The sequence below is a fragment of the Kitasatospora sp. NPDC091207 genome, from assembly GCF_044768625.1.
In the GTDB taxonomy this organism is placed as follows: Bacteria; Actinomycetota; Actinomycetes; order Streptomycetales; family Streptomycetaceae; genus Kitasatospora.
In genome coordinates this window covers 233,486-252,510 of record NZ_JBIVVS010000002.1, presented here as the reverse complement: position 1 = coordinate 252,510, position 19,025 = coordinate 233,486, and the positions used below count along the sequence as shown (strand labels likewise).

General features: G+C 71.6%; 17 protein-coding genes. 4 read left to right on the top strand and 13 right to left on the bottom strand.

Features of this window, described 5'->3' with window-relative positions; translation table 11 throughout:
• Window positions 1-525: 525 nt before the first annotated feature.
• The 3 genes from ACIQTO_RS05795 (at window position 526) to ACIQTO_RS05785 (ending at window position 5,034) form a co-directional block, all read left to right on the top strand.
• Entirely contained in the window at window positions 526-2,700 is a 2,175-nt protein-coding gene (locus ACIQTO_RS05795; protein WP_402383362.1) for an MMPL family transporter, read from the top strand.
• 297 nt (window positions 2,701-2,997) lie between these two features.
• Entirely contained in the window at window positions 2,998-3,201 is a 204-nt protein-coding gene (locus ACIQTO_RS05790; protein WP_329487154.1) for a cold-shock protein, read from the top strand.
• Window positions 3,202-3,357: 156 nt separating this feature from the next.
• On the top strand, window positions 3,358-5,034 hold the full coding sequence (locus ACIQTO_RS05785; protein WP_402383359.1) for a DEAD/DEAH box helicase: 1,677 nt from the start codon (window positions 3,358-3,360) through the stop codon (window positions 5,032-5,034).
• 148 nt (window positions 5,035-5,182) lie between these two features.
• Here ACIQTO_RS05785 and ACIQTO_RS05780 read toward each other — a convergent pair whose 3' ends face one another.
• The 13 genes from ACIQTO_RS05780 to ACIQTO_RS05720 form a co-directional block, all read right to left on the bottom strand.
• A complete protein-coding gene (locus ACIQTO_RS05780) occupies window positions 5,183-5,929 on the bottom strand; it encodes a sirohydrochlorin chelatase (protein ID WP_402383358.1) in 747 nt (248 codons plus the stop codon).
• A gap of 125 nt (window positions 5,930-6,054) precedes the next feature.
• On the bottom strand, window positions 6,055-7,188 hold the full coding sequence (locus ACIQTO_RS05775; protein WP_402383355.1) for a hypothetical protein: 1,134 nt from the start codon (window positions 7,186-7,188) through the stop codon (window positions 6,055-6,057).
• Window positions 7,189-7,316: 128 nt separating this feature from the next.
• Complete coding sequence (locus ACIQTO_RS05770) at window positions 7,317-7,766, bottom strand: hypothetical protein (RefSeq protein WP_402383352.1); 450 nt, start codon at window positions 7,764-7,766, stop codon at window positions 7,317-7,319.
• A 274-nt stretch (window positions 7,767-8,040) separates the two neighbouring features.
• Entirely contained in the window at window positions 8,041-8,943 is a 903-nt protein-coding gene (locus ACIQTO_RS05765) for an ABC transporter permease (RefSeq protein ID WP_402383350.1), read from the bottom strand.
• The gene (locus ACIQTO_RS05760; protein WP_402383347.1) at window positions 8,930-9,733 is read right to left on the bottom strand and encodes an ABC transporter ATP-binding protein; all 804 of its coding nucleotides are present in this window, start codon (window positions 9,731-9,733) and stop codon (window positions 8,930-8,932) included. Before ACIQTO_RS05760 ends, ACIQTO_RS05765 begins: the two co-directional genes overlap by 14 nt.
• Before the next feature lie 250 nt (window positions 9,734-9,983).
• A complete protein-coding gene (locus ACIQTO_RS05755) occupies window positions 9,984-11,156 on the bottom strand; it encodes an aliphatic sulfonate ABC transporter substrate-binding protein (protein ID WP_402383344.1) in 1,173 nt (390 codons plus the stop codon).
• Between the two features lie 269 nt (window positions 11,157-11,425).
• Complete coding sequence (locus tag ACIQTO_RS05750) at window positions 11,426-12,769, bottom strand: sulfate adenylyltransferase subunit 1 (protein ID WP_402383341.1); 1,344 nt, start codon at window positions 12,767-12,769, stop codon at window positions 11,426-11,428.
• Window positions 12,770-13,702: a sulfate adenylyltransferase subunit CysD gene (gene cysD, locus ACIQTO_RS05745; RefSeq protein WP_402384232.1), complete on the bottom strand. Its 933-nt coding sequence runs from the start codon at window positions 13,700-13,702 to the stop codon at window positions 12,770-12,772.
• A gap of 17 nt (window positions 13,703-13,719) precedes the next feature.
• Window positions 13,720-14,301: an adenylyl-sulfate kinase gene (gene cysC / locus ACIQTO_RS05740; RefSeq protein WP_402384231.1), complete on the bottom strand. Its 582-nt coding sequence runs from the start codon at window positions 14,299-14,301 to the stop codon at window positions 13,720-13,722.
• A 67-nt stretch (window positions 14,302-14,368) separates the two neighbouring features.
• A complete protein-coding gene (locus tag ACIQTO_RS05735) occupies window positions 14,369-15,070 on the bottom strand; it encodes a phosphoadenylyl-sulfate reductase (RefSeq protein WP_402383338.1) in 702 nt (233 codons plus the stop codon).
• Window positions 15,051-15,248 (bottom strand): hypothetical protein, encoded by a 198-nt coding sequence (locus ACIQTO_RS05730; RefSeq protein WP_402383335.1) that lies wholly within the window; start codon window positions 15,246-15,248, stop codon window positions 15,051-15,053. The genes ACIQTO_RS05735 and ACIQTO_RS05730 overlap by 20 nt, the downstream gene beginning before the upstream one ends.
• A gap of 64 nt (window positions 15,249-15,312) precedes the next feature.
• Complete coding sequence (locus tag ACIQTO_RS05725) at window positions 15,313-17,037, bottom strand: nitrite/sulfite reductase (protein ID WP_402383333.1); 1,725 nt, start codon at window positions 17,035-17,037, stop codon at window positions 15,313-15,315.
• 197 nt (window positions 17,038-17,234) lie between these two features.
• Entirely contained in the window at window positions 17,235-17,318 is an 84-nt protein-coding gene (locus tag ACIQTO_RS05720) for a putative leader peptide (RefSeq protein ID WP_329492070.1), read from the bottom strand.
• 177 nt (window positions 17,319-17,495) lie between these two features.
• Between ACIQTO_RS05720 and ACIQTO_RS05715 the strand changes: the two genes are divergently transcribed.
• Complete coding sequence (locus tag ACIQTO_RS05715) at window positions 17,496-18,785, top strand: YihY/virulence factor BrkB family protein (protein ID WP_402383331.1); 1,290 nt, start codon at window positions 17,496-17,498, stop codon at window positions 18,783-18,785.
• Window positions 18,786-19,025 lie beyond the last annotated feature (240 nt).

Below are 19,025 nucleotides of genomic sequence, written 5' to 3'. Positions count from 1 at the left end.
TTGGTCTTCACGGATTCCCCCTGGGAGAGCGGCGGTCGTCGCCGGGTGAGCGCGGGGCCGGGTGCCGGCCGCCGGGATCGGGCGCCGGCTGCGGGTCCGGCGTCGCAATCGACAGTAGGGAAGCGGCCGTTGAGCGGGTATCCGGGTGGCGGGGGAGTTGTGCCGGGGGTCTGCCACGGGCTCGGGGGTGGGGTTATCCCTACCGGGGAACCCTGACTTCTCCTCCCTCGGGGTGGGTGCGAACTCCACCCTGAGGGGGAGCTGTCTCCACCCGGAGCACGAGGTGAGCGGCCCGGTCGTCGGGTGAAGATAGTGCGGGGCCGCTGTTCGGCGTCTCCGAGGGGGTTGGATTACGGGGGCAACTTGCCGGGCGGCAAGCAAGTTCTCGTAGGATGATGTCCTCATCTCACTTACCTGCCGACCGGCTAGGGGCGGGCCTCGTCGCCATGCCCTGCCGGTCCTCCGTCGCCCGACGTCCCGTCCCCCGAGGGCTGCGGTGAACCATGCCCAGGAGGCATCACGAGCATGTTCCACCGACTTGGACACTTCGTCGTCCGCCGCGCCTGGTGGGTGATCGCGGCATGGGTCATCGCGATGATCGCGATCGTGGCCGGCGCGCCGAAGATCACCGCCCAGACCGACGAGGCCTCGTTCCTCCCCAAGCACTACGAGTCCATCCAGGCCTCGGCGCTCCAGGAGAAGGCCTTCCCGGCCAGCTTCACGCCCTCCGCGCTGGCGCTCTTCGAGCGCAACGACGGCGGCGCGATGAACGACGCCGACAAGGCCGCCATGGCCAAGATCGTCCAGGGTCTCACGGACAAGAAGATCGCGGACGTCGAGAAGATCATCCCGGTCAGCGAGCAGACGACCTCCAAGGACGCCAAGTACGCGCTCGCGCCGATCGCCATCGACAAGGCGAAGCAGCAGTCTGAGGACTTCGGCGAGGCCGCCAAGCACCTCCGTGAGGAGGGCAAGTCGCTCGCCTCGGGGACCGACCTGAAGTTCCAGCTCGGTGGCGCCGCCGCCCAGGCGCTGGACCAGAAGGAGTCCTCCGGCTCGGCCGACGCCCTCATCGCGCTGTCCACGGTCCTCCTGGTCGCGATCATCGTCGGAATCATCTTCCGCAGCATCCTGGCCGGCATCCTGCCGGTCCTGATATCGCTGATGGTCGCCATGCCGACCGCCAACGGCGTGATCGCCTACGCGACCAAGGCGTTCAACCTGGAGAGCACCCCGGTGCTCTCGGCGATCCTGATCGTCGTCGTGCTCGGTGTCGGCACCGACTACTTCCTCTTCCTGGCCTTCCGCTACCGCGAGCGGCTGCGGGCCGGTGACGACCGCAAGGAGGCCGTGGCCAACGCCGTCGGCCGGGTGGGCGAGGCGATCGCCTCGGCGGCCGGCGCGGTCACCGTCGCCTTCGCGGTGCTGGTGCTCTCCAGCCTCGGCATGTTCAAGGCCCTCGGCCCCGCCCTGGCCATCGCGGTGGTCGTCACCGCGTTCGCCTCGCTCACGCTGGCTCCCGCCGTGCTCGCCGTCATCCCGGCCCGCGGCGTGTTCTGGCCGGGCAAGAAGTGGAAGAACGAGCCGAGCAACGCACGGTTCGCCGCGCTCGGTCGCATGGTGGAGAAGCGCCCCGCCCTGGTGGCCCTGGCCTCCGGCGGCGTGCTGGTGGCGCTGTCGGCCGGCGCCCTGGGCTACAACGGCACCTTCGACCTGGCGGGCAGCTCCATGCCCAAGGACAAGGAGTCGATGGTCGTCCAGGACAAGCTGATGAACGGCTTCTCGGCCGGCGCCGCCGACCCGAGCCACGTCTACCTGACCAGCACCGCCGGCACCAAGCTCGACCCGGCCGCGTTCGAGAGCTACGCGGCCAAGCTCAGCACGGTGTCCGGGGTGTCCCCGGTCGCGGCGAAGCCGCAGCTCAGTGAGGACGGCGCGACGGCCGACTTCACCGTCCTGCTCGACAACGAGCCGTCCAGCAACGCCGCGATCGCCTCGCTCACCGACCTGCGGGACGTCGCGCACAGCCAGGCGCCGAGCGGCACCGAGGCGAAGGTCGGCGGTCTGACCGCCGTCTACAAGGACATCAACCTCGCGATGACCCACGACTACAAGTTGGTCTTCCCGATCGCGGGTCTGCTGATCCTGCTCATCCTCGGCCTGCAGCTGCGCAGTGTGGTCGCCCCGTGGTACCTGATGGTCTCGGTCGGCCTCGGCTTCACGGCCACCCTCGGTTCCGCGACGCTGCTCTTCCAGAAGCTCGGCAGCGAGACCGGTCTGATGTTCATGCTGCCGATCCTCATCTACCTCTTCGTGGTGGCGATCGGTACGGACTACAACATCCTGATCATCGCCCGTCTGCGGGAGGAGGCCCGCGCGGGCCGCAACCCGCGTGAGGCAGCCCGTGAGGCGCTGCGCCACGGCGGCCCGACGGTCGCGGCGGCCGGGTTCATCCTGGCGGCCTCCTTCGCGACCTTCATGCTCGCGGGCAACGTCTTCATGCTGGAGTTCGGCTTCGCGATGGCCTTCGGCATCGCCCTGGCGGCCTTCGTGATGGCACTCTTCTTCACCCCGGCGCTCACCGCGCTGATCGGCCGTGCCGCCTGGTGGCCCGGTCACGGCGCGGACGACGAGCACCACTCCGGCCCGGCCCCGGTGGCCGGTGGCCACGGTGTGCCGGAGCCGGCCGGACGGCGCTGACCGCGTCCGGTGCACGGCAGGCAGGCGGCGTCCGCTTCGGCGGGCGCCGCTTGCCCGTTCCCGGGCGACGGCAAACGTGACGTGTCAGGCAAAAAGTCCCCGGTCAATCGGGGTGTCGCCGTGCTACAGTCGACTCAGTTGCAGTTTTGGTTCCCATGAACGTTTGTGTGCGCCTGCTGGTTCAACCCAACAGGCGCATTTGTTTTGTCCGGTGTTTCAGTCTCCGGATGGGGATCGCGGCTACTTGGGGTCCACGAAGTGTGGGCTCTGATGCCCCAGTTTTTTGAGGAGACGGTTATGGCTACCGGCACCGTGAAGTGGTTCAACAGCGAAAAGGGCTTCGGCTTCATCGAGCAGGATGGTGGCGGCGCTGACGTGTTCGCCCACTACTCGAACATCTCGGCTCAGGGCTTCCGTGAGCTCGTCGAGGGCCAGAAGGTCGAGTTCGACGTCACGCAGGGCCAGAAGGGCCCGCAGGCCGAGAACATCCGCGTCATCTGAGTCCAGCTTCCGAGCTGACTCGCGATCTCGCGTAGCGAGGGCCCGTACCGCACGGTGCGGGCCCTCGTGCATGCCGCCGAACGGCCGGGGCGGCGAACTCCTTTCCGACGGCCGACCAGCCCGACCGGGCTGTGCCTCCCATCGGATGGAGAATCCGTGACCACCCCTGCCCGCTCGCCCCGTGACGGCGACCGCACCAACGACCGCGGCGGCGACCGCTCGCGCAAGCCCCGCACCGGCGGCGGCGCCCGTAACGGCGGCGCCCCCCGCGCCTCCCGTGGCGGCGCCCCCCGCAACAGCGCCCCGCGCGCCGCCCAGGCACCCGCCGACTTCACCGTCGTCCAGGGCACCCCGCCCCGGCCCCCGGCGGCGACCTTCGCCGAGCTGGAGCTGCCCAAGGGCATCCTCAGCGCGCTGACCCGCGAGGGCGTCACCGAGCCGTTCCCGATCCAGGGCGCCACCCTGCCGGACTCGATCGCGGGCCGCGACGTGCTCGGCCGCGGCCGCACCGGCTCCGGCAAGACGCTCGCCTTCGGCCTGCCGCTGCTGGCCCGTACGGCCGGCAAGCGCGCCGACTCCCGGCACCCGCTGGCCCTCGTCCTGGTGCCCACCCGTGAGCTGGCCCAGCAGGTCACCGACGCGCTCACCCCGTACGCCACCGCCGTCAACCTGCGGATCACCACCGTCGTCGGCGGTATGTCGATCACCCGGCAGGCCAACGCCGTGCGCCGGGGCGCCGAGGTCCTGGTCGCCACCCCGGGCCGGCTGGACGACCTGATCAACCGCGGCGACGTCCGGCTGGACGACGTGGCCATCACCGTCCTCGACGAGGCCGACCAGATGGCCGACATGGGCTTCCTGCCGCAGGTCACCAAGCTGCTGGAGCAGGTCGCCGAGGGCGGGCAGCGGATGCTGTTCTCCGCCACCCTGGACCGCAACGTGGACCGGCTGGTCAAGCGCTTCCTGACCGACCCGGTGACCCACTCGGTCGACCCGTCGGCCGGCGCGGTGACCACCATGGACCACCACGTGCTCCAGCTGGAGGCGGCCGACAAGGCCTCCGCCACCGCGCACATCGCCTCCCGCGACGGGCGCGTGATCATGTTCGTGCACACCAAGCACGGCGCCGACCGCCTGGCCAAGCAGCTGCTGGCCAACGGCGTGAAGGCGGCGGCCCTGCACGGCGGCAAGTCCCAGCCCCAGCGCAACCGGGTGCTCGACCAGTTCCGCGACGGTCTGGTGACCGCGCTGATCGCCACCAACGTCGCCGCCCGGGGCATCCACATCGAGGGCCTCGACCTGGTCGTCAACGTGGACCCGCCGATCGACCACAAGGACTACCTGCACCGCGGCGGCCGCACCGCCCGCGCGGGCGAGTCCGGCACGGTCGTCACCCTGGTCCTGCCCGACCAGCGGCGCGAGGTCAACCGGCTGATGACGGTCGCCGGCATCCGCCCGACCACGACGAAGATCCGCCCGGGCGACGCCGAGCTCACCCGGATCACCGGCGCCCGCACGCCCAGTGGCGTGCCTGTCGCCGCGGTCGTCCCGGCCCCGGCCGCCGCTCCGGCCGCCGAGGCCAAGGCCGGCGCACCCCGCCGCCGTCCGGGCAAGCGCTCCGGCCTGCCCACCGACGTCGACATGAACGGCAACCCGCGCCGTCCCCGCCCGAAGCAGCGCCTCGGCGGTGCGGGCGGTGGCCAGGGCGGCGGCGGCAACAGCCGCCAGGCCGCCGGCTTCATCGGCCGGTCCTCCGGCCGCCCGCAGCCCGGCTCCGGCTCCAAGACCGGCGGCAACTACGGCACCGGTCGCCAGCGCCGCAAGGCCGACTGAGGCTGCCCGGACGAAGTGACGAACTGACGAACGGCCCGGTTCCCCCACGACGGGGGAGCCGGGCCGTTCGCATGGGCGGGTCGGGGTTCGCCGGAGTTCGTCGCGTTGGGACCAGGGCCCCGGGCCGCCCGCGGTGGGCTCGGCCCGGTCAGGCGGTGGCGCTGAGCGCCGGCGCGCCGAGGGCCGCGCGGCAGGCCTCGTCGTAGCGCCGCAGCAGCAGCCCGGCGATCTCGGGGGAGGCGCCGAGGACGGGGGCGAGGACGTCGGCGTCCCCGGCGGCCGCCGCGATCCGGTCGGGCAGCAGCCCGGGTGCCAGCAGGTACGGGGCGACCGCCACCTGCCGTGCGCCCGCCGAGCGCAGCGCCGCGACGGCTTCGGGGACCCGGGGCCCGCCGGCGGAGGCGTAGGCGACCTCGACGCCGGCCCAGCCCCCGGCCTCGCGCCAGCCGGCGGCCAGGGCGCGGGTGGCGGCATCGGCCGCGGGGTCGGAGGAGCCGGCGGCGGCCAGCACCACGCCGGTGCGGGCCCGCACCAGGGGTGAGGAGGTGTCGAGCCCGCTCTCGGCCAGCCGGCGCTCCAGCGCGGCGAGCAGCAGCGGGGAGGGGCCGAGGACCCGGGCGACCGGGAGGTCGGCGCCGGCCGCGCGCAGCGCCGCCGGGATGTCGTGCTTGGCGTGGAAGGCCCGGTTGAGCAGCAGCGGGACGGCCACGGCGCCGGTGAGCCGGCCGGCCACCTGCGGGATCCGCGGCGCGCAGTGGTCCAGGTACGCGGTGGCGATCTCCAGCCCCGGGCGGAGCGCGCGGACCTGCTCGACCAGCGCGGCCACCGTGGCGGCGTGCCGGGGGTCGCGGCTGCCGTGGGCGATCAGCAGAAACGGTCGGGCGGGTGCGGGCATGATCACACGAGGCCTCGGCGTGCGGGAAGAATCGGGTGGAATGCCGACCCTAGCAGCCGGGGAATCGCCGGGAAAGCCCCGTCCGACTGCTGGGATATGCGCCACACCCGGTGCGCGGCGGCCGGTCAGCCGGCCGGCGGGCAGTTCTTCGGGCCGACCGGGACGAGCTCCGCCCGGCCGTCCGGGCGCAGCGCCCAGAGCTCACCTGTGCCGACCTTCCAGGTGTCGATGCCCTGGATTTTGGAGGATTTCACGGAACCGTCCGCCGGATTCATGAAGCCGACCCTGCCGTGCTGGGTGAAGGTCACGCAGGGGCCGGCCGATTTGAATCCGGCGGCGTCGGTGAGACGGTTCGACGTACTCGTCCGGCGGAACGAGCTCCCGTCGAACAGGGTGACCTGCCCGGTATTCCCGTCCAAACCCGGCCGGTATTCGCCGACGGTGATTCCGGATGGTCCCGAGCTGCATTCACTGGCGAACTCGGCGGAAAGGCCGGTTTCCGGTGCGCCGTCACTGGCGGAGACCACCGATGGATTCTTTCCCAGGGTCACCATGCGCGTGCCGTCGGGGCTCCAGCAGCCGATCGGCCCGGGAATGGAGGCGATGGCCCGGCCCAGTTTGGGACCGTCCTTGCCGATCTCCAGGGACTGGCCGGACCAGCCGCTTTCCGGGGTCGCGCCGGCCGGGGTCGAGAACATGGCGGAGGAGCCGTCGGGGGAGAGCCGGAACAGCGCCGAGGCGGAGTTCTTCAGGGGTGTCCTGGTGATGTTCCCCCGGTTCGAGATCAGGAGTTCGGTGGGGGTGGAGCCGATCCAGTCCTCCCGGGAGGCGGCCCAGTGGATCTTCGTGTCGGCGCCGCCGGCCGGGGTCGCCGCGGTGCCGGCGATCCAGAGGACACCAGGCGTTCCGGTGCTGTCGGCGGCCGGGGCACCGGCCTCGGCGGCGGTCGGGGTGCCGGACGCGCCGGCCTCGCCGGGGTCCTTCGGCCGCAGGCTGATCACGGCATCGGGGCAGGTCAGGACGCAGTGCACCTCGTACGGGTCGATGGATTCCCGCTGCCATCGCCGGGTCCCGTCGCGGGTGTAGCCGGCCAGGGCCTGGGTCCGCGGGTCGTAGGTGAGGTAGCCGTCGGCGTCGGCGTCGGCCAGGTACGGGCGCGGACCGGTGGGCTCGGCCGGGGCGGACGCGCCCTGGCCGGCGCAGCCGGCGGCGAGGGCGGCGAGGGCGAGCGTGACGACCAGACGGGTGGTCCGGCGCATGAGCGGTGTCTCCCGGGTGGGCAGGAGGTGGGGCGGCGGAATCCGCCGCCCCACCTTTACGGGCCTGAATGCCCGGGATCCTCCCGCTGTTTCGAGGGGGCGTCACCCGGGGTTTCTCGAAGGGGGAATCAGAAGGACCAGGTGGTGCCCTTGCAGGCGAATGAGTCGAGGAATCGGGCGGCGACCGTGAGCTTCGTCTGGCCGCGCTTGGTCTGAACACCGGTGCCCAGGGTCGGGCCCCAGATGTCGTCCAGCGTGTAGCCGAGGTGGTCGGCCTCGTACCAGCCCTTGTTGCCACCGCCGTCCAGCAGGTAGGCCTGGAAGTTGTTGTTGTTGTAGTTGCTGTACTGGCCCTGGCTGTTGGTGGCGAGCGAGTACGAGACATTGTTGATCGTCGTGCTGTTGACCACGAAGTACTGCGCGTAGCCGGAGAAGGTCGCGTCATTTCCGGGGGAGCCGAGGCCGGAGCTGCAGGAAGCCTTGGGGCTCGTGTCGGCCGAGGCGAGCGGTGCGGAACCCAGCAGGAGGGCCGCCGCCATTACGCCGGTGGCCAGGGCCCTGGTGCGGAACGAAATCATGACCATTCCTTTCGGTTGACTTGTACGAACTTATATCCAGGGAATGAAAGGTTCAATGAACGTCATGATTCCGGCCAATGTCTGGCTCGATTCTGTATTCCATATCCGGCGGGTTTGCCGTGGGTCCGCTCCGATTTGTCCGTACACATCCGTCAGGGGTGCACGTACTTGTACGAATCGCCTCCGGGAGCGGGAATGCGAAAGCCCTGGCAGTCGGGAATTCTCGACTGCCAGGGCTTGGGGCCGCGGGCGGGCGTGCGGTGGGCGCCGGGGCCTAGCGGGCGGTGCCCATCAGGCCGCGGTTGCGCAGCACCCGGCGCTCCAGCGGAGCGAAGAGCAGGAGGTCGATCGCGATGCCGACGAACAGGATGAGGATGATGCCGAGGAGGACGCCGGACATGCTGGCCGACTCCCGCTGGTTCTCCAGGAACCGGCCCAGGCCCAGGCCCAGGTCGGGGGAGGAGGCGACGAGCTCGGCTGCCATCAGCGAGCGCCAGGAGAACGCCCAGCCCTGCTTGAGGCCGGCCAGGTAGCCGGGGAGGGCGGCCGGCAGCAGGATGTGGCGGGCGTTCGACAGGCCGGTGGCACCCAGGGTGCGGCCGGCCCGGAGAAACAGCGGCGGCACCTGGTCGATGCCGGCCACCAGGCCGTTGGCGATGGAGGGGACGGCGCCGAGCAGGATGACGGCGTACATCATCGAGTCGTTGATGCCGAGCCAGATGACGGCGGCCGGCACCCAGGCGACCGAGGGCAGCGACTGCAGACCGGAGAGCACCGGGCCGAGCGCGGCCCGGACCGGCTTGACCCGGGCGACCAGCAGGCCGATCGGGGTGCCGATCACGACCGCGATCAGGAAGCCCGATATGCCGCGCCAGACACTCGTCCAGACGATGCTGAAGAGCGTCCCGGCCTCCCAGAGGCCGACCAGCGCGTCCCAGACGTCGGCCGGGCTGGGCAGCTTGTAGGAGGAGGTCAGTTCGAGGCTGTAGGCGCCCTGCCAGGCCGCCAGCACGAGGAGCAGCCCCAGCAGCGGAGGCAGTGCCTTGGTCCGCAGGATCTCGCCGAGCGGCACGCGCCGGACCTGGACGGCGTCCAGCGCGTCCAGCCCGGCGCCGACGTCGGCGATGTCCCCCGGCCGGTCCTTGGCCAGGGTGATGGTGCTGTCAGTGCTGGCCATGGCGGCGGATCTCCCCACGCAGTTCTTCGGTGATCTCGATGGACAGGTCGGCCACACCGGAGGACTCGATCCGACGCGGCTGCGGCAGGTCGATCCGCCACTCACGGGCGACCCGCCCGGGGCGGGAGGAGAGCAGCACCACGCGCTGGGCGAGCCGGACGGCCTCCCGCACGTTGTGCGTGACGAACAGGACGGAGAGCTTCCGCTCGGCCCAGATCCGGGTGATCTCGTCGTGCAGCACGTCCCGGGTGATGGCGTCGAGCGCGGCGAACGGCTCGTCCATCAGCAGCACCGAGCCGCCCTGGGCGAGCGCGCGCGCCAGCGCGACGCGCTGGCGCATGCCGCCGGAGAGCTCGTGCACGCGCTTGCCGTAGGAGCCGCCGAGGCGGACGAGTTCGAGCAGCCGCTCGGCCTCCGGCCGGCGCTCGGGGCGGGCCACCCCGGCGAGCTTGAGCGCGAGTTCGATGTTCTTGCCGGCGGTGAGCCAGGGGAACAGCGCGTGCTCCTGGAACATCAGCGCGGGGCGACCCCCGGCCACCTCGATCGAGCCCGCGGTGGGCTTGTCGAGACCGGCGACCAGGTTGAGCAGGGTGGACTTGCCGCAGCCCGAGGCACCGAGCAGCGTGACGAACTCGCCGGGCGCGACATCGAGGGTGATGTCGTCCAGGACGTGCGTCTGGGCGCCCGGGCGGCCGAAGGACTTGTGCACGTGCGAGATCCGGACGGCGGGCGAGCCGCCGCGGGTGTCGACGCCGACGGCGTCGTCCGAGGTGGTCAGTGCCGGGGTCATCCGGGCACCTCCTGCATCTGGGGGCACCGCCCAGCCGGGGCTGGAGGCGGTCACGGCCCCTCCTGCCGGTGGACGGGCGAGGAGGGAGGGGTGGCGAAGGTTCGGGGCCGGGGTCCGGCCCCGCCCGTCCCGTGAAATGGGGCATCGATCGGGCATCGACCGGGAGGGCGGGGGGCCGGACCGCGGGGCTTGGGTGCGGCGGGGCTTGCCGCGGCGGGGCGCCGGGGTGGGCGCGGTGCCGCGTGGCGGTCTACTTGGCGCCGAGTCCGGCGTCCGCCACGGGGCTCTGGCCCTTCTCCTTGAGCACCTTGTTGAGCAGCGTCAGGTCGTAGATCCCGGCCAGGTTCGGCTTCTTGAGCAGACCGGCGGTGACGGCGTGGTCGGCCTCGGCCTGCAGCGTGTTGGCCAGCGGGTCGTCCAGGAAGTCGATGTCGGCCCAGGCCGGGTCGAGGATGGCGGGCGGCAGCGCGTTGCCGGCCTCCTTCTTGATGGCCTCGTTGGCGTCGGCCTTGGCCTTGTCCGGGTTGGCCTTGATGAAGGCGTTGGCGTTCACCGAGCCGCGCAGCACGGCCTCCACCACGTCGGCGTGCTCCTTGAGGAACTTCTGCGAGACGATGATGTTGGTGATCACGAACTTCTTGTCCGGCCAGACGTCCTTCTCGTTGAGCAGGACCTTCGCGCCGAGCGTGACCAGCTTGGAGGCGGTCGGCTCCGGCACCCAGGCACCGTCGATCGAGCCGGAGCTGTACGCGTCCGGGGTGACCTTGTTGTCGGTCCGGACGACGGAGACGTCGCCGGCGCCGGTGTCGGGGTTGACCTTCAGGCCCTTGACCGCCAGGTAGTTGAGCAGTGCCACGTCCTGGGTGTTGCCGCGCTGCGGGGTGGCGATCTTCTTGCCCTTGAGGTCGTCCAGGCTCTGGATCTTCTCGGGGTTGACCACCAGCTTGACGCCGCCGGAGGCCGAGCCGCTGATGATCTTCAGCGACTCGCCGTTCGACTGGGTGAAGCCGTTGATCGCGGGGGAGGGGCCGATCCAGCCGATGTCGATGGAGCCGGCGTTCAGCGCCTCGATCTCGGCCGGGCCCGCGTTGAAGACCTGGGTCTTGATCTGGGTGGCGCCCAACTCCTTCTGGAAGAGCCCCTCCTGGAGGCCGACCAGCGGGGTGCCGTGGGTCAGGTTGGCGAAGTAGCCGATCTTGACCGTGTCGGCGGAGAGCTTCGGTCCGGAGGCGGCGTCACCGGCCACCGGCGGGGTGTTGGTCTTGTTGTCGTCGCTCTTCGAGCCGTAGCCGCAGGCGGAGAGCAGTGCCACGGCGGTGAGGCCGGCGAGCGCGGCCGCGGCGGAGCGTCTGATCCGGCCGGCGGCGGGATGTGCGGGGCTATGCGCGACGGGCGAGTGCGGAAGTGCCTGGTGCGGTGCCATGGGCGAAGTCCTGTTCACGGACGGACCGTCAGGAAGGCGGTCCCGGGCGGGAAGTCGGTCGGTTGCGCTTGCGGCATCGGGGGATGCCGGGCAAGCCGGGTCGGTGTGCTGCACCAGCTGTGGGGTGGGACAGCGACCGGCCCGGTGACAGGGCTGGGGTCAGCCCTGTCGGCCCGCACATCGGGTCAGGCCGCCCTGGCCACTGCCGAGGACGCCGCTGCCGATGCGGCCGCCTTCCTTGTCCATGCCCGAGAACGCCTCGCTGGGCATCAGACCCAGTCCTCCTCTTCGGGGACGCCGGGTGCGTCGGTGCGTACGGTGTCGAAGGCCTCGCCCGCCATGCCGGCGGTGAGGGTGGTGCCGTCGGCCGGGTCGATCAGCAGGAACGAGCCGGTCCGGCGGTTCTCGCTGTAGCCGTCGAGCGCCAGCGGCTCGGCGGTGCGCAGCACCACGTGGCCGATGTCGTTGACGTTCAACCCCTCGGCGCCGGAGCGCTGTTGGAGGCCGCCCTCGCTGATCGGCGACGTGATGTCGATCCGGTAGGAGATCTCCTTGACCAGCGCGCGCACGGTGCGGGTGGTGTGCTTGAGCAGCACCTTGTCACCGGCGCGCAGCGGGCGCTCGCTGAGGTGGCTGACCGTGGCCTCGATGTCCTTGGTGGGCACCGGGACCGGTCCGGCCGCGATCAGGTCGCCGCGGGAGATGTCGATGTCGTCGGCGAGGCGGACGGTGACCGACTGCGGGGCCCACGCGAGGTCCGTCTCCCGGCCGAGCGCGTCGATGCCGGCGACGGTGGTGGTGTGGCCGGAGGGCAGCACGGTCACCGGGTCGCCGACCCGCAGCACGCCGGAGGCCAACTGCCCCGCGTAGCCGCGGTAGTCGGGGTGCTCGTCGCTCTGCGGGCGGATCACGTACTGGACCGGGAAGCGGGCGGGCCGGTCGCTCGGGTCGGTGCCGACCGGCACGGTCTCCAGGTGCTCCAGCAGGGTCGGGCCGCCGTACCAGTCCATGTGGGCGGACGGCTCGACCACGTTGTCGCCGGCGAGGGCCGAGATCGGCACCGCGACCACGTCCCGGACCCCGAGCGAGGCCGCGTAGGCGGTGAACTCCTCGGCGATGGCCGCGAAGACGGGCTCGGCGTACTCGACGAGGTCCATCTTGTTGACGGCCAGCACCACGTGCGGCACGCGCAGCAGCGCGGCGACGGCGGCGTGCCGGCGGGTCTGCTCGACCACACCGTTGCGGGCGTCCACCAGGACGACGGCGAGTTCGGCGGTGGAGGCACCGGTCACCATGTTGCGGGTGTACTGCACGTGCCCGGGGGTGTCGGCGAGGATGAACCGCCGGCGGGGGGTGGCGAAGTAGCGGTACGCGACATCGATGGTGATGCCCTGCTCGCGCTCGGCGCGCAGGCCGTCGGTGAGCAGCGCGAGGTCGGGTGCCTCCTGGCCGCGGCTCAGGGAGGCGCGCTCGACGGCCTCCAACTGGTCGGCGAGCACCGACTTGGAGTCGTGCAGCAGGCGGCCGACCAGGGTGGACTTGCCGTCGTCGACGGAGCCGGCGGTGGCGAAGCGCAGCAGGGAGGTGGCGCTGTTCTCGGTCGTGGTGCTCATTTAGAAGTATCCCTCGCGCTTGCGGTCTTCCATCGCGGCCTCGGAGAGCTTGTCGTCGGCCCGGGTGGCGCCGCGTTCGGTGAGGCGGCTGGCGGCGATCTCGGTGATGACGGCCTGGATGTCGGCGGCGTCGGAGTCGACGGCACCGGTGCAGGACATGTCGCCGACCGTGCGGTAGCGGATCAGGCGGCGCTCGACCGGCTCGTGCTCCTTGGGGCCGCCCCACGCGCCGGCGGTCAGCCACATGCCGCCGCGGGAGAAGACGTCGCGCTCGTGCGCGTAGTAGATCTCCGGGAGCTCGATGCCCTCGCGCTCGATGTACTGCCAGACGTCCAGCTCGGTCCAGTTGGAGAGCGGGAAGACGCGTACGTGCTCGCCGACCGCGTGCCGGCCGTTGTACAGCGACCAGAGCTCGGGGCGCTGGCGGCGCGGGTCCCAGGCGCCGAACTCGTCGCGCAGGGAGAAGACGCGCTCCTTGGCGCGGGCCTTCTCCTCGTCGCGGCGGCCTCCGCCGAAGACGGCGTCGAAGCGGTTGCGCTCGATGGCGTCCAGCAGCGGGACGGTCTGCAGCGGGTTGCGGGTGCCGTCCGGGCGCTCGCGCAGCCGGCCGTCGTCGATGAAGTCCTGGACGTGGGCCACGTGCAGGCGCAGGTTGTGCTCGGCCGCCACCCGGTCGCGGTACTCGATGACCTCGGGGAAGTTGTGGCCGGTGTCGACGTGCAGCAGCGAGAACGGCACCGCGGCCGGCCAGAAGGCCTTGAGCGCCAGGTGCAGCATGACGATGGAGTCCTTGCCGCCGGAGAACAGGATCACCGGGCGCTCGAACTCCCCCGCGACCTCGCGGAAGATGTGCACCGACTCGGCCTCCAGCGCGTCCAGGTGGGACAGCGCGAAGGGTCCCCCCGACCGGTCGGGGTCGTCGGTGTGGACCAGGCTGTTGGTCGCGGTGGTCACGCGAGGCCCCTCTCGGTCAGGAAGGCGTGGAGTTCGGCGGCGCTCTCGGCCACCTCGCGACCCCGGGTCTGCAGGCGCAGCTCCGGGTCCGCGGGGGCCTCGTAGGGGTCGTCGACGCCGGTCAGGCCGGAGATCTCACCGGCCGCCTGCTTGGCGTACAGCCCCTTGACGTCGCGCTCGGCGCAGAGCTCGACGGGGGTGGCGACGTGGATCTCCAGGAAGTCGGTGCCGTGCGCGGTGTGCCGCTCGCGGACCGCCGCGCGGGAGTCCGCGTACGGCGCGATCACCGGGGCGAGCACCTTGACGCCGTTGGCGGCGAGCTTCTCGGCGACGAAGCCGATCCGGGTGACGTTGGTGTGCCGGTCCTCGCGGGTGAAGCCGAGGCCCTTGGAGAGGAACTCGCGGATCTCGTCGCCGTCCAGGACCTCGACCTTGTGGCCCTCGGCGCGCAGCCGCTCGGCCAGCGCGAGGGCGAGCGTGGTCTTGCCGGCGCTCGGCAGCCCGGTCAGCCACACGGTGGCGCCGCGCTCGCAGGGGGCGGCCTGGGGGGCCGCCTCTGCGGCTCCGCCGGCGGCCAGGGTGGTGGCTGTGCTCACGGTGGGGTCTCCAGACGGGTAGTGATGTTCGAACGGGTGGGACGGCGGATCAGAGGTGGATGCCGCACTCGGTCTTGCCGGAACCGGACCAGCGGCCGGCCCGGGCGTCCTCGCCCTCCGCGGGCTTGCGGGTGCACGACAGCGGTGAGCAGCCGACCGACGTGTAGCCCTCCCACAGCAGCGGGTTGAGCAGGACGCCGTTGGCGTTGACGTAGGCGTCCACGTCCTCCTGCGTCCAGCGGGCGATCGGGGCGATCTTGACCTTGCGGCGCTTGGGGTCCCAGGAGACCACCGGGGTGCCGGCCCGGGTGGGCGACTCGTCGCGGCGCAGCCCGGTGGCCCAGGCGTCGTAGCCGGCCAGGCCGCGACCCAGCGGTTCGACCTTCCGCAGCGAGCAGCAGAGGTCCGGGTCGCGGTCGTGCAGGGCGGGCCCGTACTGGGCGTCCTGCTCGGCCACCGTCTGCAGCGGCTTGAGGGTGATGAGGTTGACCGGCATCACCGCGGCCACCGCGTCCCGGGTGCCGATGGTCTCCGGGAAGTGGTAGCCGGTGTCCAGGAACACCACGTCGACGCCGGGGAAGACCGAGGAGGCGAGGTGGGCGACGACCGCGTCCTCCATCGAGGAGGTGACGCAGAACCGCTTGCCGAAGGTGTCGGCGGCCCAGGTCAGGACCTCCTGCGCGGTCGCCTCCTCCAGCTCACGGCCGGCGGCGGTCGCGATCGCCTCGTAGTCAGTCGTCGTGCCGGTCATGCGTGGTACCCCCGTGAGTCGCCGTACTTCCATGGGCCGTCGACAGCAGGCCGAGGAACTTCAACTGGAAGGCCCGGCGGCAGCCGTGGCACTCCCAGGCGCCGTGTCCGGCCTCGGACGGACGCAGGTCCTCGTCGCCGCAGTAGGGGCAGAAGAAGGGTGCCGCGCGCTCGCTCATCGCCTGCTCCGCTCTGCCCGGCGGCCGTGCCGCCCGACGGGCCGCCGCCCGGTGCCCGCCGCGGTCACGAGAGCTGCTCCTCGTCCGCCCGGGCGGCCCACTGGGCGAAGCGCTCGCCCTCGGCGCGGTCGGCCCGGTAGCGGGTCAGCACGCGCTCGACGTAGTCCGGCAGGCCGTCCTTGGTGACCTTGAGGCCACGGACCTTGCGGCCGAAGCCGGCCTCCAGCCCGAGCGCGCCGCCCAGGTGGACCTGGTAGCCCTCGACCTGCTCGCCGTTCTCGTCGGTCACCAGCTGGCCCTTGAGGCCGATGTCGGCGACCTGGATGCGGGCGCAGGCGTTCGGGCAGCCGTTGATGTTGATGGTCAGCGGCTCCTCGAAGTCCGGCAGGCGCTTCTCCAGCTCGTCGATGAGCGTGCGGCCGCGCTCCTTGGTCTCGACGATGGCGAGCTTGCAGTACTCGATGCCGGTGCAGGCCATGGTGCCGCGGCGGAAGGGCGAGGGGGTGACCCGCAGGTCCAGTGCCTCCAGGCCGGCCACCAGCGACTCGACCCGGTCCTCGGCGATGTCGAGGACGATCATCTTCTGCTCGGCGGTGGTGCGCAGCCGGTCGCTGCCGTGGGCGGCGGCGAGGTCGGCGATCTGCCCGAGCAGTGCGCCGTTCACCCGGCCGACCCGCGGCGCGAAGCCGACGTAGTAGTTGCCGTCCTTCTGCCGGTGCACACCGACGTGGTCGCGCCAGCGGCCGCTGGGCTCCTTCGGCGCGGGGCCGTCGACCAGCTGGTACTTGAGGTACTCGTCCTCCAGCACCTGGCGGAACTTCGCCACGCCCCAGTCGGCGACCAGGAACTTCAGCCGGGCGCGGTTGCGCAGCCGGCGGTAGCCGTAGTCGCGGAAGATGCCGATGACGCCGCCGTAGACGTCCGCGACCTCGTCCAGCGGGACCCAGGCACCCAGGCGGACGCCGAGCTTGGGGTTGGTGGAGAGGCCGCCGCCGACCCAGAGGTCGAAGCCCGGGCCGTGCTCGGGGTGCTCGACCCCGACGAAGGCGATGTCGTTGATCTCGTGCGCGACGTCCAGCAGCGGGGAGCCGGAGACGGCGGACTTGAACTTGCGCGGCAGGTTGGAGAAGTCCTTGTTGCCGATGAACCGGCGCTGGATCTCGTCGATGGCGGGGGTGCCGTCGATGATCTCGTCCTCGGCGATGCCGGCCACCGGGGAGCCGAGGATGACGCGCGGGGTGTCGCCGCAGGCCTCGGTGGTGGACAGGCCGACGGCCTCCAGCTTCTGCCAGATCGCGGGGACGTCCTCGATCCGGATCCAGTGGTACTGGACGTTCTGCCGGTCGGTCAGGTCGGCGGTGTCGCGGCCGTACAGCTCGGAGACCTCGGCGATCGCCTTGAGCTGGGCGACCGTCAGCCGGCCGCCGTCGATGCGGACCCGGAGCATGAAGTACTCGGCGTCCAGCTCGTGCGGGTCCAGGATCGCGGTCTTGCCGCCGTCGATGCCTTCCTTGCGCTGGGTGTAGAGGCCCCACCAGCGCATCCGGCCGCGCAGGTCGGCGGGGTCGATCGAGTCGAAGCCGCGCTGCGCGTAGATCGTCTCAATACGTGTCCGCACATTGAGACCGTCGTCATCCTTCTTGAACTGCTCGTTGGCGTTCAGAGGAGTGAAGTGGCCCATGCCCCACTGGCCCTCACCGCGATGGCGGGTCACCTTGCGAGGCGCGGCGGGGCGGCGCGCCTCGGCGCGGTCGGCCGTGGGCTCGGCGGTCTCGGGGGTGGTGGCCATGGTGAAATCCTTCGGGGCAGGTGGCTCTGACGCCTGGTGGGTCGCTGGGCGTGCTCGGCCGGGTGCACTGCTGTGACCTGCGGGTTTCTCAAGGCCGGGAGAGCAGTGGCCGTGGCCGGGCGGGCGCCTGCGCATCCTCTTCGGCGTGGATGGCGAGGTGGTGGCGCCGGGTGCGGTGGGTGGCGGCGGGGTTGGGCTCAGATCACCGGACAGATGGCGCTGGACACGCGAAGGAGATCGACGTGGAGTCGACCTACTAGGGTGGTTCCGGCGCTAGGCATGGCAAGAGATTCGCACGGCGCACGACACGAGGTCCACTAACGTCCGTATTGTGGACGCAAAGGTTTCGCATTCCGAGATGCCACGGCGTTCCCGCCGCTCCCCGGATCGGACCCGCGGCGGGCGGACCGCGACACGGGAGATCAACGGACCCGCCCCGGCCCGATACCGTTAGCCCTGTGCAAGCAGCAGGCGAAACGACGAGACCGAACCCGGAGCGGCCCTCCCGTCGTCGGGGCAAGGGCTCACGGCGGGCGGCCAAGCAGGTCACCTGGCGCAGTACGGCCTGGGCGCTGGTCAGGGACACCACCAACACCTGTGTCGAGTACCGGGTCACCGGTCTCGCGGCGGAGGCGGCGTTCTTCACCCTGCTGTCCATTCCGCCACTGCTGCTCTGCCTGGCCGGCACCCTCGGCTACCTGGACGAGTTCCTCGGCGCCGGCACGATCGACAAGCTGAAGTCGGACATCGTCTCGGCAGCCGGGACGGTGCTCTCGGACTCGTCGATCAAGCAGGTCGTGGTGCCGCTGCTGAACGACGTCTTCGACCACACCCGGCCCGACCTGATCTCGATCGGCTTCCTGCTGTCGCTCTGGTCCGGCTCCCGGGCGCTCTACATCTTCATCGACACCATCACGGTGATGTACGGGCTCGACGGCAAGCGCGGCATCGTCAAGACCAGGCTGATGTCGCTCGGCCTCTACCTCGGCGCCCTGGTGATCGGTTCGCTGGTGCTGCCGCTGCTGATGGCCGGCCCCGGGCTGGTGCAGAACGCCGTGCCGGACCTCGCGACGCTGGTCAACGCCGCCTACTGGCCGGTGGCGATCCTGCTGCTGATCGTCTTCCTGACCACCCTGTACCACCTCGCCGTCCCCGTCTCCACGCCCTGGCGGGAGGACATCCCGGGCGCGCTGGTCGCGCTGGTGGTGCTGGTCTTCTGCAGCGTGGCGCTGCGGCTCTACCTGGTCAGCTCGGTCGAGGGCCCCTCGGTCTACGGCTCGCTGGCCGCGCCGGTGGCCGTGCTGCTCTGGATCTTCGTGGTCGCGCTCGCGGTGCTGATCGGCGCCGCGATGAACGCGGCCATAGACCGCCGCTGGCCGACCCTGGAGACCGCCGACGCCCGTGCCGAGAACGAGCGCGCGCAGGAGGAGGCCGCCGCCGCCGTGGTCCGCGAGGTGGCCGCCCGGCGCGCCGTCGAGCGGGCCCGGCGGGCACGCGAACTCGGCCTCGCCGAGGGCGCCGAGGAGGAGTACGCCGAGGACGGCGAGGACATCGACGTGCCCTCCGAGTACCCCGAGCGCTGGGCCGACGTCCTGGCCGCCGACAACGTCCGGGCCCGGCTCACCACCCGGGGCGGCCCGCACCACCGGCCGGCCCCGCCGCCGCCGGACAGCGACCGGCCGACCGCGCCGCCCCCCGAGCGCACGCTGCCCAGCCGGCCGCCGCGGCCGCCGTGGGACCAGCGCTGACCCGTCGTGGTCCGGGGGGCTGCCGCCGGCCGGCCGCTGCAGCGGACAGGTGCCGGGAACGGCCGGTCGGCGCAGGTGAAAAACCTGTTGGCAGGGTCGGAGGCGGCCGCTACGGTGTGAGCAGTTCGGTTCGGGGGCCGCTTTGCCGGCCCATGGAGAAGCAGGAGGTGAGCCCGGTGACTGTCATTGCCGTCACGGCTGCCCTGGGCAGCGCTCGCATACCCCACCTCTCCCTCCCGG

Bases quoted from the DNA above. Each gene is read 5' to 3' on its own strand.
- ACIQTO_RS05795 (WP_402383362.1), top strand. From the start codon at position 526: ATGTTCCACCGACTTGGACACTTCGTCGTCCGCCGCGCCTGGTGGGTG.
- ACIQTO_RS05790 (WP_329487154.1), top strand. From the start codon at position 2,998: ATGGCTACCGGCACCGTGAAGTGGTTCAACAGCGAAAAGGGCTTCGGC.
- ACIQTO_RS05780 (WP_402383358.1), bottom strand. From the start codon at position 5,929: ATGCCCGCACCCGCCCGACCGTTTCTGCTGATCGCCCACGGCAGCCGC.
- ACIQTO_RS05775 (WP_402383355.1), bottom strand. From the start codon at position 7,188: ATGCGCCGGACCACCCGTCTGGTCGTCACGCTCGCCCTCGCCGCCCTC.
- ACIQTO_RS05770 (WP_402383352.1), bottom strand. From the start codon at position 7,766: ATGATTTCGTTCCGCACCAGGGCCCTGGCCACCGGCGTAATGGCGGCG.
- ACIQTO_RS05765 (WP_402383350.1), bottom strand. From the start codon at position 8,943: ATGGCCAGCACTGACAGCACCATCACCCTGGCCAAGGACCGGCCGGGG.
- ACIQTO_RS05760 (WP_402383347.1), bottom strand. From the start codon at position 9,733: ATGACCCCGGCACTGACCACCTCGGACGACGCCGTCGGCGTCGACACC.
- ACIQTO_RS05755 (WP_402383344.1), bottom strand. From the start codon at position 11,156: ATGGCACCGCACCAGGCACTTCCGCACTCGCCCGTCGCGCATAGCCCC.
- ACIQTO_RS05750 (WP_402383341.1), bottom strand. From the start codon at position 12,769: ATGAGCACCACGACCGAGAACAGCGCCACCTCCCTGCTGCGCTTCGCC.
- ACIQTO_RS05735 (WP_402383338.1), bottom strand. From the start codon at position 15,070: ATGACCGGCACGACGACTGACTACGAGGCGATCGCGACCGCCGCCGGC.
- ACIQTO_RS05730 (WP_402383335.1), bottom strand. From the start codon at position 15,248: ATGAGCGAGCGCGCGGCACCCTTCTTCTGCCCCTACTGCGGCGACGAG.
- ACIQTO_RS05725 (WP_402383333.1), bottom strand. From the start codon at position 17,037: ATGGCCACCACCCCCGAGACCGCCGAGCCCACGGCCGACCGCGCCGAG.
- ACIQTO_RS05720 (WP_329492070.1), bottom strand. From the start codon at position 17,318: ATGCCTAGCGCCGGAACCACCCTAGTAGGTCGACTCCACGTCGATCTC.